This is a genomic window from Chitinophaga sp. 22308, from assembly GCF_052045305.1.
GTDB classification, from domain to species: Bacteria; Bacteroidota; Bacteroidia; order Chitinophagales; family Chitinophagaceae; genus Chitinophaga; species Chitinophaga varians_A.
The window spans coordinates 819,554-839,758 of record NZ_JBQEOP010000005.1; the positions used below are offsets into that span (position 1 = coordinate 819,554).

Annotated in this window: 14 protein-coding genes; 5 read left to right on the forward strand and 9 right to left on the reverse strand. The window is 49.7% G+C overall.

Annotated features, from left to right (window positions below; all coding sequences use genetic code 11):
- Positions 1 to 36 precede the first annotated feature (36 nt).
- Positions 37 to 765 carry a DUF4262 domain-containing protein gene (locus tag ACTJJS_RS23685; RefSeq protein ID WP_440665493.1) on the forward strand — a complete coding sequence of 243 codons (729 nt, stop codon included), beginning with the start codon at positions 37 to 39 and terminating at the stop codon, positions 763 to 765.
- A 2-nt stretch (positions 766 to 767) separates the two neighbouring features.
- On the opposite strand, the gene ACTJJS_RS23690 is transcribed toward ACTJJS_RS23685, so the two are convergent.
- The 9 genes from ACTJJS_RS23690 to ACTJJS_RS23730 form a co-directional block, all read right to left on the reverse strand.
- Positions 768 to 1,142, reverse strand: a complete 375-nt coding sequence (locus ACTJJS_RS23690; RefSeq protein WP_440665495.1) for a hypothetical protein — start codon at positions 1,140 to 1,142, stop codon at positions 768 to 770.
- A gap of 11 nt (positions 1,143 to 1,153) precedes the next feature.
- Positions 1,154 to 1,606 carry a DoxX family protein gene (locus ACTJJS_RS23695; RefSeq protein WP_440665497.1) on the reverse strand — a complete coding sequence of 151 codons (453 nt, stop codon included), beginning with the start codon at positions 1,604 to 1,606 and terminating at the stop codon, positions 1,154 to 1,156.
- Between the two features lie 64 nt (positions 1,607 to 1,670).
- Positions 1,671 to 2,252, reverse strand: a complete 582-nt coding sequence (locus ACTJJS_RS23700) for a Crp/Fnr family transcriptional regulator (protein ID WP_440665498.1) — start codon at positions 2,250 to 2,252, stop codon at positions 1,671 to 1,673.
- 138 nt (positions 2,253 to 2,390) lie between these two features.
- Positions 2,391 to 2,993, reverse strand: a complete 603-nt coding sequence (locus tag ACTJJS_RS23705; RefSeq protein WP_440665500.1) for a short chain dehydrogenase — start codon at positions 2,991 to 2,993, stop codon at positions 2,391 to 2,393.
- Between the two features lie 61 nt (positions 2,994 to 3,054).
- On the reverse strand, positions 3,055 to 3,921 hold the full coding sequence (locus tag ACTJJS_RS23710) for a helix-turn-helix transcriptional regulator (RefSeq protein ID WP_440665501.1): 867 nt from the start codon (positions 3,919 to 3,921) through the stop codon (positions 3,055 to 3,057).
- A gap of 76 nt (positions 3,922 to 3,997) precedes the next feature.
- The gene (locus ACTJJS_RS23715) at positions 3,998 to 5,332 is read right to left on the reverse strand and encodes a RagB/SusD family nutrient uptake outer membrane protein (protein ID WP_440665503.1); all 1,335 of its coding nucleotides are present in this window, start codon (positions 5,330 to 5,332) and stop codon (positions 3,998 to 4,000) included.
- A gap of 11 nt (positions 5,333 to 5,343) precedes the next feature.
- On the reverse strand, positions 5,344 to 8,697 hold the full coding sequence (locus tag ACTJJS_RS23720) for a SusC/RagA family TonB-linked outer membrane protein (RefSeq protein ID WP_440665505.1): 3,354 nt from the start codon (positions 8,695 to 8,697) through the stop codon (positions 5,344 to 5,346).
- A gap of 51 nt (positions 8,698 to 8,748) precedes the next feature.
- Positions 8,749 to 11,364 (reverse strand): zinc-dependent metalloprotease, encoded by a 2,616-nt coding sequence (locus ACTJJS_RS23725; protein WP_440665507.1) that lies wholly within the window; start codon positions 11,362 to 11,364, stop codon positions 8,749 to 8,751.
- A gap of 382 nt (positions 11,365 to 11,746) precedes the next feature.
- Positions 11,747 to 12,325, reverse strand: coding sequence for a hypothetical protein (locus ACTJJS_RS23730; RefSeq protein ID WP_440665509.1), 579 nt, complete (start codon positions 12,323 to 12,325; stop codon positions 11,747 to 11,749).
- 169 nt (positions 12,326 to 12,494) lie between these two features.
- Between ACTJJS_RS23730 and ACTJJS_RS23735 the strand changes: the two genes are divergently transcribed.
- From ACTJJS_RS23735 to ACTJJS_RS23750, 4 genes are all read left to right on the forward strand, one after another.
- Positions 12,495 to 13,796 (forward strand): hypothetical protein, encoded by a 1,302-nt coding sequence (locus ACTJJS_RS23735; protein WP_440665511.1) that lies wholly within the window; start codon positions 12,495 to 12,497, stop codon positions 13,794 to 13,796.
- Positions 13,797 to 13,987: 191 nt separating this feature from the next.
- Entirely contained in the window at positions 13,988 to 18,412 is a 4,425-nt protein-coding gene (locus tag ACTJJS_RS23740) for a WGR domain-containing protein (RefSeq protein WP_440665513.1), read from the forward strand.
- A gap of 96 nt (positions 18,413 to 18,508) precedes the next feature.
- Entirely contained in the window at positions 18,509 to 19,126 is a 618-nt protein-coding gene (locus ACTJJS_RS23745) for an RNA polymerase sigma factor (RefSeq protein ID WP_440665514.1), read from the forward strand.
- A 47-nt stretch (positions 19,127 to 19,173) separates the two neighbouring features.
- Positions 19,174 to 20,127 carry a FecR family protein gene (locus ACTJJS_RS23750; RefSeq protein WP_440665515.1) on the forward strand — a complete coding sequence of 318 codons (954 nt, stop codon included), beginning with the start codon at positions 19,174 to 19,176 and terminating at the stop codon, positions 20,125 to 20,127.
- Positions 20,128 to 20,205: the final 78 nt, after the last annotated feature.

Sequence of the window (20,205 nt, forward strand, 5' to 3'; positions counted from 1 at the left end):
CAGTTTATGGCGTGTTTTTATCGATATATTTGTCACATGTCAGCAGACCACTGCCCTCCCCTTACGCGGGAGTCTATACAGGAGAAAATTGATTTATACGGCTGTTTTATTGTGCAGGTGCCGGCAGACGACTACCTGCCCGGATTTGCTTATACCATTGGGTTACATCAGCGTTTTAATCATCCGGAAATTATTTGCTTCGGGTTGTCATTGACATTGATGAAAGATTTGCTGAATGATGCCTGCGGGGAAATAAAAACAGGTAGTGCCTTTACGCCAAACACCTTCTACAACGGGCTGTTGGAAGATTATCCCGTACACTTCCTTCCGGTAGATCCGGCTTACTACCCTCACTATCTGGGCACAGCCGGTTATTTCTATCAACATCAGGAATTTCCTGCGATACAGCTGGTATGGCCTGACAAACAATCACGTTTTCCGTGGGAGCCGGATTTTAATCCTGACTGGCGGCGTAAGCAACCGCTGCTGGACCGGGACGCAGACTTTATGTTCCAGGAAGAAAAGAATGTCGCCGTATTTACCACCCGGCATGTGCTGGAAGGCAAACCGATCCTGTATGTTTATCATGATGAAGATGGCGACTGGCAGTTCCATAGCGAAGATGATCCATTAGAAGAAGATGTCAGGCTGGTGGCACTTTCTTCGATCATAAAGATAGATCCAGGCATTGTAGCGATCCACCAGCTGTCTTACGGACAGCGTGCCTGGCGCGCCTCCGCTTCCGACGCGTGGCAATGGGAATAACCTTATAATTTGCGCCGGAAATTCTTTGCCAGGCCGAATTCACCGTTGATATATTTCCCTGACCTGCCGGGGGCATAGCTTTCAAAATACATCCCCAGCGCCGTAGGATATCTCTTAACAAAATCCATAAAACGGCGGTGAAAACTGCCCTGATGGTACTCTCCCAACTCGCGGCAACTAAGCCAGTAGCTGACCATCACTATCTGCACAGGACTTACCAGCGCCGGAATACACTCATAAGCGCCATAATGCCGCTTGACAGACCGGATAATAGCCGGCAGGTGCAGCCATAACCAGCAAAAGCCTCTCAGGTTACGTGCCCGGATACTGTTAACAAACACAACATTCTCCGCGTTAGTGATTTCTACTTCGTACATACGACTCCGTTTTAAAAGCCGATAGTGAAAAAATACACCCAGGCGATGAACAGTAACTGCTCAGGCACGCGAAACCAGAGATAGCGCGGTCCCGGTCCGCCGTAGGTGGCCTTTTCCAGGTCTACATGTTTGATGGCCGCATAGACATTGGCCGGAAAAATGAGGATGAAGAAGATAATGGTGATATAACCGGTCATCTCCCGCAGGGAAGGTATCATCAGGGAAATCCCCATAATAATTTCGGCCACGCCGGTAATATATACCATGGCTGTTTTGAACGGTATCACCGGCGGCATCATCATGGTCATGCCTTTAGGGAAAAGAAAATGGCCGAGGGCGGTGAAGCACAACATACAGCACATGCCCAGATTACCGGCAAAAATCAGCTGCCAGTCGCCGGTAACCGGTCTGGATATAAGTAAGGCCACCGCAAATACTGTTATCAGGATAATGACAGGTTTCATGTAATGGTGTGTTTTTGTCTGGTACAAAGGTCCACCTTCCCGCTTCCCCGGAAAATGATGTATGTTAGTTTCTGGCGTGCTGCTTTCTGATACGGCTCAGGCTCTCCGGCTGAATGCCCAGGAAAGAAGACAGGTGTTTTACGGATATTTGTTGCACCAGTGCGGGATTACGTTGCAATAGCGCTGCGTAACGCTCTTCTGCCGTCAGCGATAACAGTTCCATCTCCTTTTTTAACCGTCTCACGTATTGGTATTCCGCCACCAGCCGGCCTATACGCTCTCCGTGGTGGTATTTGTTATAGAACTCCTGCAGGAAACGAAAAGGGATGGCCACAATGTCGGCATCTTCCAGTAACTCGATAAAAATCGTGCTGGGCTCCCGGGTGATAAGCGAGTAATAAGCCGTCACCATCTCGCCTTCAAAATGAAAATCAACAGTGAACTCTTTTCCATCCCGAAGGAAATAATTGCGGGTAGCCCCTTTATGAAGGAAATAAATAAAATTTTCCACCTGCCCTTCGCGAGCGAGGAAATCACCTTTAACGTATTTTTTGATGATGAGTTTAGCAGAAAAGTCCTCCCACTCCGCCGGGGTAAGCGGATAGAATTTGTAGATGGCTTGCTGGAAGGATTGGAGGGCTGTCATCTGTGCAAAGATATGCCATCGTAGATTAGTATAACGCCAGATGATTATGTGGGAAATGAGCGGCAGCTGTTTTTCTGGTAAAGCTGCCGCTGCGATAATATAATAGAACTTTACGTCCCTTAACGACGCGGTAGATGACTAAAAATGCGCTTCGATAACCCTGCCGTTCACAGCACCTTCCACGCTCAGTAAGTAAGCATTTACCACCCGTTGCATTGGTACCGGGTTATAGCCGGGAAACAGTGCTCCATAACGTTCCAGGCTGTCTTCCACCAGGCCGGGGCTTACCACGTTGATGCGCTGGTCTCTTTTCAGCTCCTGGGACGCGCCCAGCACAAAACTGTTGACCGCCCCATTGATCATGGCCACACAGGTGCCGTTTTTAGCAGGCATCCCTGATGCAATGCCCGATGTCAGCGTAAAAGAGCCCCCTTCGGTGAGATAGTCCTTTCCGATCAGGACAAGGTTCATCTGCCCTATTAATTTACCCTGAATGCCGGGCATCATATGTTGCTGGCGCATGGCAGCAAAATCGCCGTAGTAACCGGTACCTGCGGTGCAAATACAGGCATCGGCGGTTTTCAGTTCCCGGAACATATTCTCGATGGATGATTCGGATGAGATGTCTACCTGGATATCGCCGCTATTGCGGCCGGCAATGATCACTTCATGCCTGGGCGACAGCGCTGCGGCGACAGTTTTGCCAATGGTGCCGTGCCCGCCTATCAATATTATTTTCATGCTATATGATTTTATAACACAAAATTATGGAAGGCATCAGCCGGCGGATAGTCCGGATGGCTCAATCAATCGTCATTTCGGCTCGTATAGCCTGCGGGGTATGTCCGAATTTCTTTTTAAAGATGCGGATAAAATGGGAAGTACTGTCGTAGCCGCAGTCTCCGGCGATTTCTCCCACCGGCAGACGGGTATTCTCCAACAGCATCCGTGCGTGTTGCAACCGCTGCCCGTTGATCCATTGCCGGGGCGGCATATGGTATATGCGCTGGAAATCACGCTTAAAAGTAGCCAGGCTGCGGTTGGTGAGGCTGGCCAGGTCTTCCAGGGTGACAGGCTGCAACAGGTACGTACGCATCACCTCGTCCAGATCAGCGGGTTCGGTACTGAGCGCAGCAGTGATAAAGTCCACCACCTCGCGCTGATGCACTCCGTTCATCAGCAGTAATAATATTTCTCTTTGTTTTAATGCCAGCAGCTGGCTGGTATATAATACCGGTTTATCGAAGTACAGGCGCAGATGGGCTTTGAAAGCCTGCACCAGCTCGTTGCCGTTAAAAACGGTATATGGTGTCGTGGAAGGTGTTTTACTGCTATGGAAAAAAGGCTCGGTAGCAATACTTTTTAAAAGCTTCACCGGCAGAAACAACATCAGCGCTTCAAAGTTCAGCCCTTCTTCTATGTATTCCGCCATAACGTAAATGCCTTTTTTCAGCAATATCACGGTATTCGGACCAGCTTCGACCGTTTCGTTTGGCAGGTGCAGCAGCTTCACTCCTTTGGTAACAAAGATGAGGGTATGTTCTGTCACAAAAACAGTGCGCTTGCCGGCTTCGGTTTCCTGCTTCAGTTTGGCGAAGATTTCGCCGTTACTGGTCAGGAAAGACGGGTCGGCAACAGGAGCGGATATGGGAGGAAAGCGGTGAAACATGATGTTTACAAATATACATAAAAATGCCCCCGGCACATACCGGGGGCATTCTCTTTGGTCCGTATAACTTTCACCGTTACTCTGTCAACAGCGGGTTGTTGGCAATAGCATCGGTAGGTATTTTAATGGTGTACCGCGGATCACCTGCCTGCAGGGTTACCGTTCTGCCTTTTAAAGTGTGTACAATCTGCGGCTGTGTGGTCCTCCGCAGGTCAAACCAGCGGTGCCCTTCGAAGGCCAGCTCGCGGAAACGCTCGTCCTGTATTTCTTTTAACAGGTCAGCGCCGGTGAGGGCAGAGAGACGGGCAACTTCTGCCTGGTAAAACGCCGGTGTGAGGCGGTTTTTCTTCAGTTCATTCAGATAGTTGCGGGCCTGGTCTGGCTGGTTCAGCTGAGCAGCGGCTTCTGCTGCGATCAGGTATATTTCCGCCACGCGGAAAGACTGCCGGAAGCTGTTGCTGAAGCCCACTTTCACAACGGTATTGTTTTGTTTGGCGTCTTTTCCGTAGAATATTTTCAGACGTAAATCACCGGTCTGGTCGTACAGCGCATACAGTTTATCGGATACAAAAGCCGTCTGAATACTGATGGCATTATAGTTCTGTTCAAACGCCTGAATGGATTCTACAGAATTATACAACGTAGGCAGGTTGTTGCTCTTATTGAAGTCAGTCAGGGTAGGTTTCTTTTCCAGCAGTGCTTTTGCGGCAGTCAGGGATTTATCCCACTGATGGGTGTAGAGGTATACCCGCGCGGCTAATGCCAGCCCGGAGAGTTTGGAGAAACGATAGGAAGAAGCAGTTTCAAACTGGTCTACGTTCACCAAAGCAAGCCCCGCTTCCACATCCGCAATCACCTGGTCAAAGGTTTCTTTGACGGTATTACGCGGGGTGGCTTTCTGCAGGTCAATCTTTGTAATGACCGGGACAGCTTTGTCAGTGCCGGCTGTAGCCTCGTTATAAGGCTTACCAAAGAGATTGGCGAGGTTAAAGTGGGCATAAGCCCTTATCAGATAAGCTTCGCCTGCCAACTGGTTGATCTGCGCCTGTGTACCTTCTGTAGCACCGCCTACCGCGTCAATGAGGTGGTTGGCATAGAATATCTGTTGATAATAATCTTTCCAGTTATATGACAAAGCGTTCAAGTCCTGGTTTTCTTCCCAGAAGAAGTTCGGTTTCAACAAGTTAACGTCATTGCTACGTGCTTCATTCATCTTTATTTCATCAGAGCGATAAGAAGCCAGTCCTTTATCCAACCTGGCAAGGGTATACGCGGCATCCAGTTCTTTACGGAAGTCTTCTACCGTAGTGGGAACTACTTTCCCTACCGGCACAATGTCCAGGTATTTTTTACAGGAGGAGAAAGCTGCCAATGCAGCGATCAGTCCGGTGGTATATATTACTTTACGCATGTGTTACAGTTTTAGAAAGTGGCGTTCAGACCAATAGTGAATGTCTTTGGAATGGGCTGTGCATAGATGTTGCCCATGGTTTCAGGGTCCATATAGCCGTCATAGTTAGCACCAAATACAAATGGGTTGCGCACCTCACCGGTTACTTTCAGCCCTTTCAGATGAATGCGGTTGCATACATTTTCTGTCAGACGGTAGCCCAGCGTGATGTTGCGAACACGCACATAACCCGCATCGCGAATAAACATTCCCAGGCTTGTATACTGGTAATACTTATCTTTCAGCCAGTTGCCCAGCAGCCTTACCTCTTCCGGTGTTTGTGCGCCACTGCCAAACAGGCCGGGATATTGCCCGTTCGGATTGGAAGGCGTCCAGCGGTCGAGGATAGCGGTGGTAGTATTTGCGCCACGATCGAAATAGAACGGATTATATTGCGGCTGTATCTTCACTTTCTGCCCCAGGTTAAACAATAACCCGATAGACAGGTCGAACTGTTTGTAGGCGAAGTTGTTATTCAGGCCACCGGTGTACAACGGATCGCTGTTGCCCATGTTACGCAGCAGCGCACGTTGCTGGTCGTTGGTCAGGCCGGAATACGGGAACAGGCCGCCCAGGTCCGGATCGCCGGCAAAATCATCTCCCAGCTTCAACAGCTCCGACAAAGACATTGTTTTACCATCGTGGTTCACCATGATCATGCCATGCTCATTGAGGCCCGCATAGTCAATACCCCAGATGGTCCCGGTAGGATGACCTTCCCTGGAAGGGAAATAGGAGTTGTCCGCCAGCGTTTCACGCAGCACGGTATTTTTGTTATAGGAGAAATTGAAGTCGGTGGTCCAGCGGAAATTCTTACGGACCATGTTACGCGTGCTCACACTTACTTCCACACCGCTGTTGCGCATCTCGGCCCAGTTAACAGCCATATTCTGATAGCCGGTTTCCAGTGCCAGCGCATACATGTTAATCAGGTCTTTACCATGACGATCATAGTAATCTGCTGTAATGCTGATCCGGTTTTTCAGGAAGCTCAGGTCGATACCGATGTTTTTGTTGATGGTTTTTTCCCAACGGAGCTTCGCATTTGGCGGAGCATCTACTTTGATGATCTGTACAGGGTCTCCGGGCAGAATGGGCGTATTGACATAAGTACCCATCACGAATGGTGAGGTATTTTTGTCCACGTTACCCTGCAAGCCATAGGATGCACGCACATTCAGGGTATTGAGGAAACGTACATTACGCATAAAAGGTTCTTCCATCACACGCCATAAACCACTCACAGACCACAGCGGCAGGTATTTGTATTTCGGGTCTACGCCAAACAGGTCAGAACCATCGAAACGGATGCTACCACCCAGCGTATAGCGGTTGTTTAACGTATAGCTACCAGTACCAAAGAAAGACACAAAAGCGTTTTCCACATAGGTGTTCCTGTTAGTATACAGGTCTTTGGCATCATTGTCATTCTGGAACTTGATCGGAATAGTGGTCAGTGTCTTAGGATCAAAACCATAGCCTGTGGTAGTCTGGTATTTATCTTTTACCCTTCTCACCTCGTTGCCCACCATGAAGTTAAAATCATGGTTTTTATTCACATTAAAGCTGTATTCCGCCATGGTTTTGAGCGTATACTGCTGCATGTTCTGATTGGTGTTGGTAATAACACCCCCTTTGGGCAGGATGGTTTTCTGCGTGCCGGTGGCTGGATCAAAACGCATGTTCTGGTCTGCCAGCAACCGTACGAAGTAAGTTTCGCCAAGGGCAATCTGCTCACCGGTAGTGATGTCAGACTGGATACCCAGCTGAGAACTGATATGCAGACGGGGAAGCACTTCATAGTCCAGTTTGAAGTTGGTGTTTACTGACTGTGTTTTCAGGGTATTGCTGGTATTCTTTCGTTCCTCCAGTATGTTGAAGTCAACTACGTTCCTATCGCCGCCAATGTTCCGGTCATAAACATAATTGCCGCTAGCATCATATACCGGGGTATAAGGGTTAGCCAGACGGGAATACTGCACCGGGTTTGTATTACCAGCACGGTTAGCGTTAAAGGACGTTTGGGTACGCTGGTTAGCGAAGATACCGGCAGAGAATTTCAGCTTATTGGTAATATCGTAATCCGTTTTCAGCGTGATGTTATAACGGTTAGCGCCGGTACCGATGGTAGCGCCTTTTTCGTCGTAATAACCGCCGCTGAAGTAATAGGTGGATTTATCACCGCCACCGGAAACGCTTACGCTATGTTCCTGCGTGAAAGCGCTGCGGAAGATCAGGTCATTCCAGTTGGTGTTAATGCCTCTCAGCGCATTGATCTCATTGCGGGCAGCCGGATTGATGCCATCAAATCCTTTAGTGGCCAGGTCTTCCGGTGTTACATTATATTTATTAAAGATTTTGGACACGCTCCCGTTGTTGGCCATGAAAGTGAAATCTGATTTGAACAGGTCCAGTTCCAGATTTACTTTCTGGTCGCTGTTCAACAGGTTGAGACGGCCCAGGTCAGGCTTTTGCGTGAACGTAAAGTTGTTGCGGTAGTTAACGGTCATTCGCTCGCTTTTCTTACCGGACTTAGTAGTGATCACGATCACGCCGTTGGCAGCGCGGGCGCCGTAGATGGCAGTAGCCGCCGCATCTTTCAGCACGGTGATGCTCTCGATATCGGAAGGGCTGTAGCCCGCGATAGCAGTAGTATACAGCTGGTCGATAGATTTGGCGTCATCAGCGGTAGGCAGGTTTGTGCCTTCAATAGGCAACCCATCGATCACCCACAGCGGGTCCTGTGTGCCCTGAAGGGAAGAAGTACCACGGATACGGATTTTAGCCGCCTGCCCGGGCGCACCGGACTGCGGCGTGATAGCCACACCGGAGAGCTGGCCTTGCAGCATCTGTTCTACGCTCATTACACCCGCCACTTCCACTTTGTCCATGCTGATCTTGTCGATGGCACCGGTGGATTTATTCTTCTTAACGGTCTGGTAACCGGTAAATACAAACTCGTTCAGGTTTTTACCGCTGGAAGACAGGCCCACTTTATATTGGTTGCTGGCGGTAAGGGTCAGCAGTCTGGTTTCGTAGCCCATATAACCGATGGTCAGCTGCTTTACAGACAGGGAGTCCGGCAGCTTCAGGGAAAATTCCCCTTTCTCGTCAGTGATAGCCCCAATGCTGATGTTCTCGATCACATTCTCCGTACCGGTAGCAGTACCGATGGTTCTATTGCCGGCATATACGGACACCCCCGGCAAAGCCTCGCCGGAAGTGGCATCCGTGACTTTACCCTTAATAACGCGCGGGGCGCTCTGCGCCTGTGCCAGGAAAGGGGAAAGACAAGCTGCCAGCAGCAGGCAAAAGACTTTTGCCAAAATCTGATTTTTCTTCATTGTTGACAGATGTACAGGTTGATAATTGATTTATTATTTGTTGTTAAGCGCTTGTTGTATACGGATGATCAGGTCATTGTAGTGATCGGCAGTAGCGCGGTCGCTGCTGTTTTTGCGGCTGTTGAGCAGTTGCAGCAGACGCACCATCTCTCCCCGCTTGGCACTAACGGCATCAGATACACGGTGAATAGAGAAGTACTGCAGGTTACGGGAGGCACGTTCTGTCTCTTTTTGCTGCGGCTGCAAGGCAAAAGAGCAGAAGTTATGCAGGTCCGCCGGCGCAAATTCTTCCTGTAACTTCTTCGCGTCCGGACGGGCAACGGATTTATCGATGCTCACGATCAGCGCGTCCACGAAGCCTTTCTGGCTGTTACGCTCGAAGATGTCTAGCGGCTGGCCTTTGATAGTTTTGGCGAACATGCCGTTATGCATATCATGCATCAGGTCTGATACAGTGTAGGCTGCTGAGCCGTTGGCCGCCTCGTTCTCCATCATGCGGGACAGGCGTTCATCGCGCAGCAGGTCATAGAAGAAGTAGGACTGTAACCCTTTCGCATATACGAGGGCGCCATACTCCATATTTCCGATAGGGCTCTCCTTGATCGGATAACTTTTAGCGTAGATCTCATTTTTAAACAACCATGCCGGTGTGTTAAACACTTCTTCCAGCAGGTATTTCACAGCTTCCTGCTGTTTCTTTTTGGGCACGTGCACATAGCTGTTCTGCTGCTGACCAAAAACAGTTGGTGTAACATAGATACCGCCTACATTGGCCATCACGTGGTAACCGTATTGGTTCCACTGGCCGATAGCGCTGTTAAGCATTTTACCGGCTTCATCGTAGGTGTGGCCCTCTTCGCGGGTCCAGCTGAGGATTTGCGGCACAATACGTTTCAGGTTCTGCAAGCCATAGCGGCTGGCTTTCACCGCGTCGTTGCCGAGATCTTCTATCTGCGCGCGGGGATCAATGGCATCGCGGATATCCTGTTGTTCGCCGAATGCATAGAGCGGGTCATTTTCGTGTGCGCGTAACTGTTTGTTCAGTTCCGGCAGTTCTTCGTGGGGATTTTTACCAGTATAACGGTAAGCCCATCCGATGGCGAATTTATCGTATACGCCGATGGCTGGCGTGATCTGCGTCACGTTATCACCGGGCTGCGCCACATAGTTAAAACGGGCGTAGTCCATGATAGACGGCGCCGTACCGCCCATGCGGGAAGTAAATCCCGGAGAACGCAGCGAGTCCACGTCAAAGGCGAAAGAGCTGCCCATATTATGTTGCAGGCCCAAAGTATGCCCTACTTCATGGCTGGACACAAAGCGGATGGCGTGGCCCATCAGCGAATCACTGAAGTGGTTGCCACGGGCACGCGGATCGATGGCGCCTGTCTGGATACGAATCCAGGAATGCAGGGTGCTCATCACATTGTGCCACCAGATGATGTCTGATTCAAGGATTTCGCCGGAGCGGGGATCTATGACGGAAGGGCCCATGGCATTGGCTTTGGCTGAAGCGGCGTAAGTCACTACAGAGTAGCGGGCGTCGTCTCCGTCAAAGTCAGGATCATTCACCGGCGCATCTTTCGCGATAATAGCGTTTTTAAAACCGGCCGCTTCAAAAGCTTTTTGCCAGTCTTCAATCCCGGCTTTGATATAGGGACGCCACTGGGCAGGCGTGCTGGCATCGATATAATATACGATCGGTTTCTTTGGCTCTACCAGTTCTCCGTTCAGGTACCGCTGCATGTCTTCCGGTTTCGGCTCCAGTCTCCAGCGGGTGATCAGCTCTCTTTGTTCCAGCTTATGCTGTGCATCGCTGAAATACCAGCGGGGCGTGGTAAACAGGCCTACTCTTCTGTCGGCGAAACGGGCCTTCATGGGCTGTTCGCTGAGCAGTACCAGGTTGGTCGTGGTTTCAATGGATATTTCAACGCCGGTGATTTTGGCGGTCAGCTCCGATTTGGCCACGATATTGTCCTGAAAAGATTTGATGCCACGAATGCGGGACAGGTCCTTAATAGGGGAGCCTGGCAGGCCCAGTGATTCAAAAACGTTGTTGATGCTGCTGTTGGAGCCATCAAACAGTTTGGAGACATTCACCACAAAAGCGGTGGTGTCTTTATTATATGCTTCTATCTTAAACTGATCGATCAGTGACGGGATGAAGTTATCGGCCACCGACTGTGCAATAGCGTTGCTGGCAGGTACTTCCAGGAAAGGGTTCTGCTTGCGCAGGAAAATTTTATTCAGCAGGGTATCTCTTTCAAAAGCTATGACCATATTGGCATAGTTCATTCCTTTGTTGACACCCGCTTCATTCAACTGCTCCGGTACTTTGGACAGTTTGTTTACCACCAGTATCTGCCGGCCGGCCAGTTTCAGGGGGATTTCAAAGTAATAGTCTGTCTTCACCCGGTGTACCTTAAAAAGCCCGTCAACAGTGACAGCATCGGCGGTAATCACTTCCTTGTAAGGTTTCAGTCCTTTGGTATCGGGTTTCTTTTTGGCGGTCGTATCGGCAACAACGACAGGTGTTTTCCTGCCGAAAAGCCAGCTACGTTTCTTTTTCGATTGCGCCATTACATCCACGGATGTAAAGAGGGCTACGCATGGCAGTAGCCATAACAGTTTCCTGTAGTTAGCGTGCATAGATAGGAGTTGTTAAGATTGTACAGACAATACTTCAGGGAACAACAATCCGGCCCGCTGGCTCAGGTACAACTGAGGTAATGAAATGCCACAGCAACGCCCAGCGAGGGCCGGGCTACAAAGGACGAATAACAGACTTGCTACAAGTATTGGGTGCTAATTTTTCTCATTGGGCACAGGCAATCTCTTTACAAGCAAAATGGTTTCCTGGTTAACATTTTTTAACCTTGAGGGCGCAAAATTATTGAAAAGTATGCTTGAAACCGTTTTTTACTGAACAACTTTTAACGCCGGCAGGATAAAACGGCAGGAAATCGAGACCGGACGGGCATCGCCGTTCATAACATTTTTTTAAAGTTTATAGAAGGGGGATAACGTTACACTAATTCTCTTTGTAGATATCATATTTCACAAACGGCACCTTTCCAAAATCTTTGGCAGTACGCACTTTGGTGGTCACGCTGTCAGGCTGCGAGGCATGAAAACTGTCGCCCCCATCTTTATGCAGGTACCAGTTTTTGTCATCGGGAGAATACCGGAAAGTGATGATCCTTGTCCATCTCCAGGCACTGCCGCCATAATGCTCCACAGAGAAATAGCCGTTTTTAATGGTCACTCCCTGGAAAGGATCGCCCATCATCCCGCCACAGTCCACACAATACACCACGTTGTCATTACGGGCGGCCAGCTTGTAGGAATGGTCCTGCTGACCGAGCAGTATCAGCAACGGCCGTTTCTCCGGATGTTCCACCACGTCAGAAGTGGAATCTTCTCCTTTTTTACGGAGCACCATGATCATATCGGGCAAAGCATCACGGTTAAGGTCACCGGTGGCCGTGTCTAAAATCTCATAGCCTTTGGGGATAAAGGTTTTTAAAGAGGCTGGCTGCTGGAAAGACACTGTAGCGGTCAACAGGAAGGCGGCCATCAAAATTCTGCAGAAAAGGGGAAAACAGTTCATGATATGGTGATTTTAATACCTCACGGGCAGGGTTATATGATTTTACAATTTTATAGCATAAATATGCGACTTTCCCGGAAATCCGGACATTTTAATTTTGCGGACGTTATCGGAATGCAACTGTTATACAACACCCCAAAACAAAACGAATCAAGTCAAACCCAAAATTATGAAATTAAGTTTATCGAAGCTCCTGTTGTTGGCGCTACTAGCGGGTTCATGTAAAAAAGACCATCACGGCAAGTCCGCTGGACCGGATACCGAGGCCGTAAAAAGGGAACCGGGGCTGCCCATGGGAGTACCCGTCAGCAAAACTATCGGGCCGGAAGGCGGCACCCTCCTTTCCGGCGACAATCACATGCTGGTGACCATACCCGAGCGGGCGGTCACCATGCCGGTCGCTTTCAGTATTCAGCAGGTGACCAATACGCTGAACGATGGTACGGGCGCCAGGTCATTCAGGTTACAACCGGAAGGCGTCCGGTTTGAGAAACCCATCAAACTGGAATATGATTATTCCGGCGTTGATCTTTCAGGAACTGCGCCGGCCTTCTTATATCTGACCTACCAGGACAAAGACGGTTATTACTGGCTGGTACGTAATACCCAACTGGATACTTCCAACAAAGTGTTAAGTACTGAAACCACCCACTTCAGTGACTGGACCATCTGCGAATATTTCCAGGTACAGGCAGATAAAACAACGGTGCCCTATGGTGGCAAGGCCAACCTGAAACTGATGTGGTACGACTTTTCCAAAGATGATCTCGCCGCACCGCTCGTTAAAGACATCAAACTCCCGCCACTCACGTCCTACAAGCCAGATGAAGTATCAACCATCACCTGGACAATGCCCGCAGGCGAAGGCAGCCTGAACTTCAAAGATGCCAGCTGCACCTACACGGCCGCCAATAGTGAACCGGTAGAAAATCCGGCTATGATCACCGCCAATATAAAAAACCTGATTTGGAACGGGCAACAGCACGACCGGTTAGCCTACGGCGCCCTGCTGATGCTCACCACTCCCGTTTATATCGGCTCCGATCAGTATGTGCAGTACTATACCGGCGGCGACAACTATCTCGTCACCGGCGACTGCGTGTCGGGTTGTATCTCCCATGAAATCAATGACAACTTCTATCTGAAAGCCACGCAGCCAGGCAACCGCTTCCTTGAAATAAAGATCCCGGCAGGCAGCGGCAAGGGCGCCTATCGCTACGGAGACACGAATGGTACAGCACAGATCATTGAAGGCACCGGCACCACCAACAATGACCAACGTTATCATACCAGCTACCTGCCGTGTACCGGCTGCAATTCCGCCTTCTCCCCCGGAACAGTGAATATCACCCGTTTCGATACCAGCGATGGTTATGTGGAAGGTTCGTTCTCCGCTACCCTGTACCTGTGGACTGGGGCGCTAAATCCACCACATAAAGCCATTACCGGTAGATTCAGATTTAAAAAATAACAGCCGGTTACTTCCCTTCCGGAAAAAGGTCTGTAGAACAGACCTTTTTTTGTTTGCTGTCCGGATACATTTCTGTGCATGTTTATATTATCTTAGCTTCGTTGTCAACCCGACACCTATAGTTCAGCACCCCAGCCCCTTCCGAAAGTTGCGGCCCGGGAACTGCCACAACAGAGAAATGAAAACACTGCATGAAAAAGAAATTTATTTACCAGGACGAAAAATCCCACAAGTTCTGGGACATTGACATCAATGGGCCCGAACTCACCGTTACCTTTGGAAAAGCCGGCACACAAGGCCAGACACAGGTCAAAACTTTCGCTACTGAAGCCGAATGCCTGAAAGCCGCTGATAAACTCATCTCAGAAAAAACGAAAAAAGGGTATCTGCCGGTGGAAGAAAAAGGACCGGCACCGACAGAAGCACAAACCTCCGGACCTGTAGAAGGAAAAACGCAACAAAGCGGCTTAACCATGCCGGACTTCCTCTACGATGATATCCTGGCAATGGCCAACCATGTGGAAACAGCATGGCCGGAAAATGTGCAGGCGCTGCATCCCGCGTCCGAAGAAAATATCCGGGCCATGGAAATCGCTTCCGGTCTCCTTTTTCCACCGGCATTTACAAATTTCTGGCGGAAAAAAGGGTATTTCCTCTTTGAAAAAGATGAGTTCCTTTGTGCCATATACGCCTATAACGATACCGCTGAAAATGCCACCACGCTATACAATATGCTGGAGACGTTCCTGAGATTTTACGGCCATCAGAGCGATTGGCTCGCACAGGAACAAGTACTCCTGTCACACTGCTGGATGCTGGGCATGATCATGGATGACGAAAAAAAATGGTTCTTCTTCGTTGATCCGCTGGGAGAGGTAAACCGTGTTTATATCGAACCCTCTTTCACAGAAGTGGACGATGACATACTCGCCGCAGCCTTTGCGCCGCTGGTGGAGCAGAAAGCCTTCTTTCAGTTGCCTGAGAAAAAAGCGGCCGTTGAAACGGAAGAAAAGGACGAAGAGGAAAAAGATGAAGACGCGGAAACCCGTGCATTCCTCGCCCAACACCGGCTGGAACAGCTCTCCTATGAAGAGGTACTGGACAGGCTGGGTACCACGATGCTGTTTGACTATTGGGATAATGACGACTACGACCCGGCCGATATCAACTGGGTCACCGAGAATTACGAAACGGAACACGAATACTTCGAAGACAGTTCTGCCATCTATTTCTGTGATGGTGACCTGGCCATAGACGGCGACCTGAGATTACCCAACGGGCACCTCGGCCTGGTTGTGGTAAAAGGCAATATGACTATCCGCGGACAGGTGCCATCATCCACGCCTTACTATGTGACAGGCGACAGCACCATCGACTTCCTTTACCTGAACTCATTCCAGAAAACGGGTGGCACTGAAAACGTGCGCTATATGGCCGTCGCCTTCGGCCAGGATGATGAGGTGGTCCACACCATGCCCCACCGGAAAATAAACGCCCCTTATTTCTTCTCCTGGTTTTATAGCCTCCATTGCTTTGACTTTTCGCCGCAAACGTTGATTACGGCGATGTACAATGAAGACGACCTTTCTGCCTACGATACCAATAACGCCCTGCTGGCCTGGCACGAATACGCCTATGCCTTCCGGCCGGAGTTCTACGGCTCCATCAGTGAAAACTGGCACGATAACATGGGGATCTATTATCAACGGATGTATGAGGCCCTGCGGGACAAACAACCTGTATTACAGGAGGGCGTTACGCTCAAAGGCATTCAGCTGGTCCGACAGGGAATCGGCCTGAAAGGACAGGATGATTTCGCCGCCGCCTATCAATGTTTCAAAGAAGCCATTGCCGTATCTCCGTGTTACTATTGGGCCTACTACCAGGCCGGCAACGTGCTCTATAACCAGAAAGCATATACGCAGGCGATGGAACACTACGCCAAAGGTATTCCGTACACCCCGGAGAAAGTGGCCTACGAATTTACCTGTATGCAGGAAGCTGCCTTCTGCGCGGTGATAACCGGAGCCGACGACAAAGCCCTGCAATGGGCGGAAATGGCGGTACAAAAGTTCCCTTCCGCACACTTCTCTTTAAGGATCATAGCGGAAGCCCTTATACATCAGCAACAGCTGGACAAAGCAAAAGATTATCTCGAAAGGTCCATCGCCATTAAATGTATTTTTACCAACAACTGGTTACTGGGTTTAATATATCACCTTCAGGGAGATCAACAACAGGCTGACAAGTATTACCGGGCAGCCTATGACAATAACCAGAAGGCCCGCCCTTACACAGAACACACAGACCTTTCCTACATCTATGGGAAACCGGTTACTGTCAACTGGGACACACATAAGCCCACGGCAGCCGTAAAAGACCAGGCCTACTGGGACCAGTTTTTTGCCGACGCGCTACAACAATATGGCCCTGACCTGTACAAAAAAACCGGGCAATTCCCCTCGTATTGGCTTTCCGGTAAAATTGCCACCATACCGAAGGAATACCGCAGTGCCAGCATGCTGCTGGCACTGATGCAACACCAGCATCTGGGTGAATATGATGTAGATGGCGGCATCCTCGAGCAGTTCAATACAGATTTTGTCACACCGGAAATAGCGCTGCTGGCCGTTAGCCGGGAAGATGCCTGCCATTACCGGTACATCCCCCCGGCACTGCTCACAGACGACATATTTAAAGCGCATCCACATGGGATTGACCTTTCCTATGTGCCTGAAGAGAAAAGGACCTATGACCTTTGTTTCCTCGCCGTCAGCAACAATCAATACAATTATGCATCGGTACCGGCCGTCTTCCAGGATGAACGCATGAATATTGCGCTGATAGCCGGCGGCGTCCTGGGCAACTCATCCGGCAAAGTACTTCCATCGAAATATTACACCAGTGCGTATATTCAACAGGCAATTGACCTGGGCATCCATGTGATAGAGCGGATACCGGCGCAACATGTAGATAAAGCCGTATATGACTATGCCACTGCCAAATACGGACAACAGCCGGAATGGCCTTTTATCGTGGAGCAGTTTGACCGCCAGCGCTGGCGCTATGGTTCCCGTCACGATGTTCAAACGATAGGCCGGCTGATCATGAAACATGGCATGGACATCTTCCTGCACATCCGTCAGGAAGCGGTCAACCAGCAAAGTTACCAGTACATTAAAAAACATCTTGGCGACCACCCTGACTTTAAGGAAAAAGTAAAACAGTATGGATGGGAATCACGGACCAACATTGTTTTTGAGAAGCCGGAAGAATTCGATTACGATACTTTCGGTAAGGTATGGGCCTGTTTCTGGGACGAAGACTTCATCATTGGCGCCCTCACGGCCCACGAGACAAATTCCAGCGAAAGGATCTACGGCGTGCCGCCGCAATATCTCACGCAGAAAATCTGCGACATCGCGGTTAAACGCAACTCCTATGATTTTCAGTTCGTGCCCAAACAGTTTGTGACGCAGGAAATGTGTGAAACAGCCTGTTCCCAGGATTACGGATCGGCGCTCGAATATGTGCCGCTGGCCATGCGTACGGAAAAAGTATGCAGCCTCGCACTGGGACGTGATGCGGAAACGATACGCTTTATGCCACTGGCACAACGTACGGAGCAGCGCTGCCTGCAGGTGGTCCTGAGCAACAGCTCCTATCTCAAGTTTGTCCCTTATGAGCATTATGCAGCTGTGTTCAGCACCCTGCTACAGAAACATAAAGCACGCCTTTATGAAGATATGATGCTGGTCAACCTGGGCCTGGGCCTGATTTACCAGCAACATTATGCCGATGCCCGCACACAACTGCTGTCAGTGGAGAAATCAGCGGAAGTACGCGACCATTATATCCATCAGGCATTATATTATACCGGATGGAGCTATCACCTGGAAGGTGACAGTAAACAAGCCACCGAATATTGGCGCCAGGCACAGGACACCGCCAAAACCCGGAAGATCGAAAAAGAATACTGGCTGACATTCCCCTATGACAGTTTCCAACTGCCACCTGTTGGCGACGTATATGATTTCAGTCGCGATGACTTTGGCCACTATATGCGCGAAGCCAGCCTGTTGATTGAAAGCAATAACTATCTGCTGGCGCTGGACCTGCTGTCACAGGCCGAAAAGCAGCTACAGGACGCACAATGCACCGAAATGTGGCTATGGTCGCAGGTGTGGGACCATCAGCGTTACGCGCTTTATGAAGCCGGCCAACAGGAAGCATCGCTGGACGTATGCCGCAAAATCATCGCTGAACTGGGGAAACTGTCGCTCTGGGATTACCTGGAAGAATATACGCCTGTTCGCTCCGCCTTACGCAATGCGCACAACAACCTGGCATACCGTTGCTATGAAACCGCGCAAGACCTCCAACAGGTGAAGGAAGGCCTTCAGCATATTAAAATCACCATGAAGACAATCTCTCCGATTGAAGACAAAAGCACGCTGAACCCATTCTATGAAACGCAGGTATTGCTTTGGCACAAAGCCATGCAGTTTGATCCGGCCTACCAGAAAGATTTTCAGAAAGGCATGGAAAAAATTGATAAGATGAAGCTGCAGGAAAAAGGATTTCTCAGTGAAGACTTCATGGAGAAAATAAAATAGATATTCTCAAAAAATATTATTGAATGGCTTTTAGTGTATACTAAAAGCCATTCTTAATATTCAGTTCACATCTGCTGTCTAAGTTTGCTACCGGATATGGAAAAGCTAACGGACCATCGGTTGTTATTACTGATTCAGCAGGGGAATCACACAGCTTTCACCACTTTTGTGAATCGCTACTGGGAGGAGATTTATACCTATACGAAATCGCGTATCAGACAAGGGGCGGATGCCCAGGATATTGTACAGGATATTTTTGTCAGCTGCTGGAACAACCGCGCACACCTGTACGCCGGCGAAAACGGGCGACTTACCGCCTATCTTTACCAGGCTGCCCGGTATGCAGTCATCGATTACTTTTCCAGGCCAGGGGTTACTATTTACAACGATATGTTACTGGAAGCTGCGGCTGACAGACAAATGGAAAACAATTCCGAGGCCCGGCTATACCTGAAAGAGCTGGAGCATCATCTCCGGCAGGAAGTGGAACAGCTGCCGGACCGCCTCAAAACGCCCTACCTGCTTAGCCGGGAAGGCAACCTCAGCATGAAAGACATCGCTCTGAAAATGTCGCTTTCCGAACAAACCGTCAAGAACAATATTACATTGGCACTGCGTATTCTGCGTGCACGCCTGCACGAAAATGAACATTACCTCAGCACCATACTTTTACTGGCAGCTATTCCCTCTTATAACAACTTAATAATTCCGTAACACAGTTTTGCGGTACCAGTCGCCCTCCGGAGAGATTCTCTCTTTGTATGGACCATCCGCAACAACATCAGGGCGGCGCAAAAGCGCTGCTGAAAAAATACCTGCTGGGCAATGCTTCTCCCGAAGAGAAGGAGCAGGTGGAGTACTGGTACAGTACCCTGCATACCCCTGCCCAGTCGCCTTTATCTCCCGAAGAGCGGGCGATACTGCAACAATCAATATTGCACCACATCACCCGTCAAACGGCGCCTGTGACGCCGCTCTATCGCCGAAAATGGCTCCGGTATGCCGCCACTGCAGCACTGGTGGCAGGTTTAGGCGGATGGCTGTATGCCCGTTATCAACCGGCACGTCCTGTAATGGTGCAAACAGGCGTTGGCGCTACCAGGCAGGTCGTACTGCCGGACAGCAGCATCGTCACGCTCAACGCAGGCAGTACGCTACAGCTCAGCGCACATTTCGGCCAACATAACAGAACGGTCATACTGGACGGGGAAGCTTTCTTTGTGGTACATCCCAACGCCGCACGTCCTTTCAGGGTGCAACACGGACAACTGACCACCACCGTGCTGGGCACGTCTTTTAATATCCGCTCCCGGCCCGGCGAAGAAAACACCAAAGTGGCCGTTGTCAGCGGCAAAGTACAGGTAGCTACAGCCCGCGACAATTATATCCTGGAAGGTAGTGAAACGCTGCAATACAACAACGGGAACGGCCTCGCGGTAAAAGGCCATGAAGATACCACACTGATAGGCCAATGGCAACATGCGATGCTGGATTTCAACGGGTACACGCTAAAGGCCATGGTGGCAGAACTGCAACGACAATACCCCGTCCGTATACAACTACATGCAACACCCGCGGACACCGCTCATTACAACATCCGCTTCCGGCGGGAAGACATTCATAACATCCTCGATGTATTGACAGGTCTTACCGGTATTACCTATAAACATGAAAATGAACAAATCATTATTTACAGTAAAACTTATGCACACTAATCAGTAATCGACAAAAAAAAACCGGAAGTGCTACCAACACCCCGGTTTTAGTCCCTGTGCCTGTTGAAAGGCACAGCA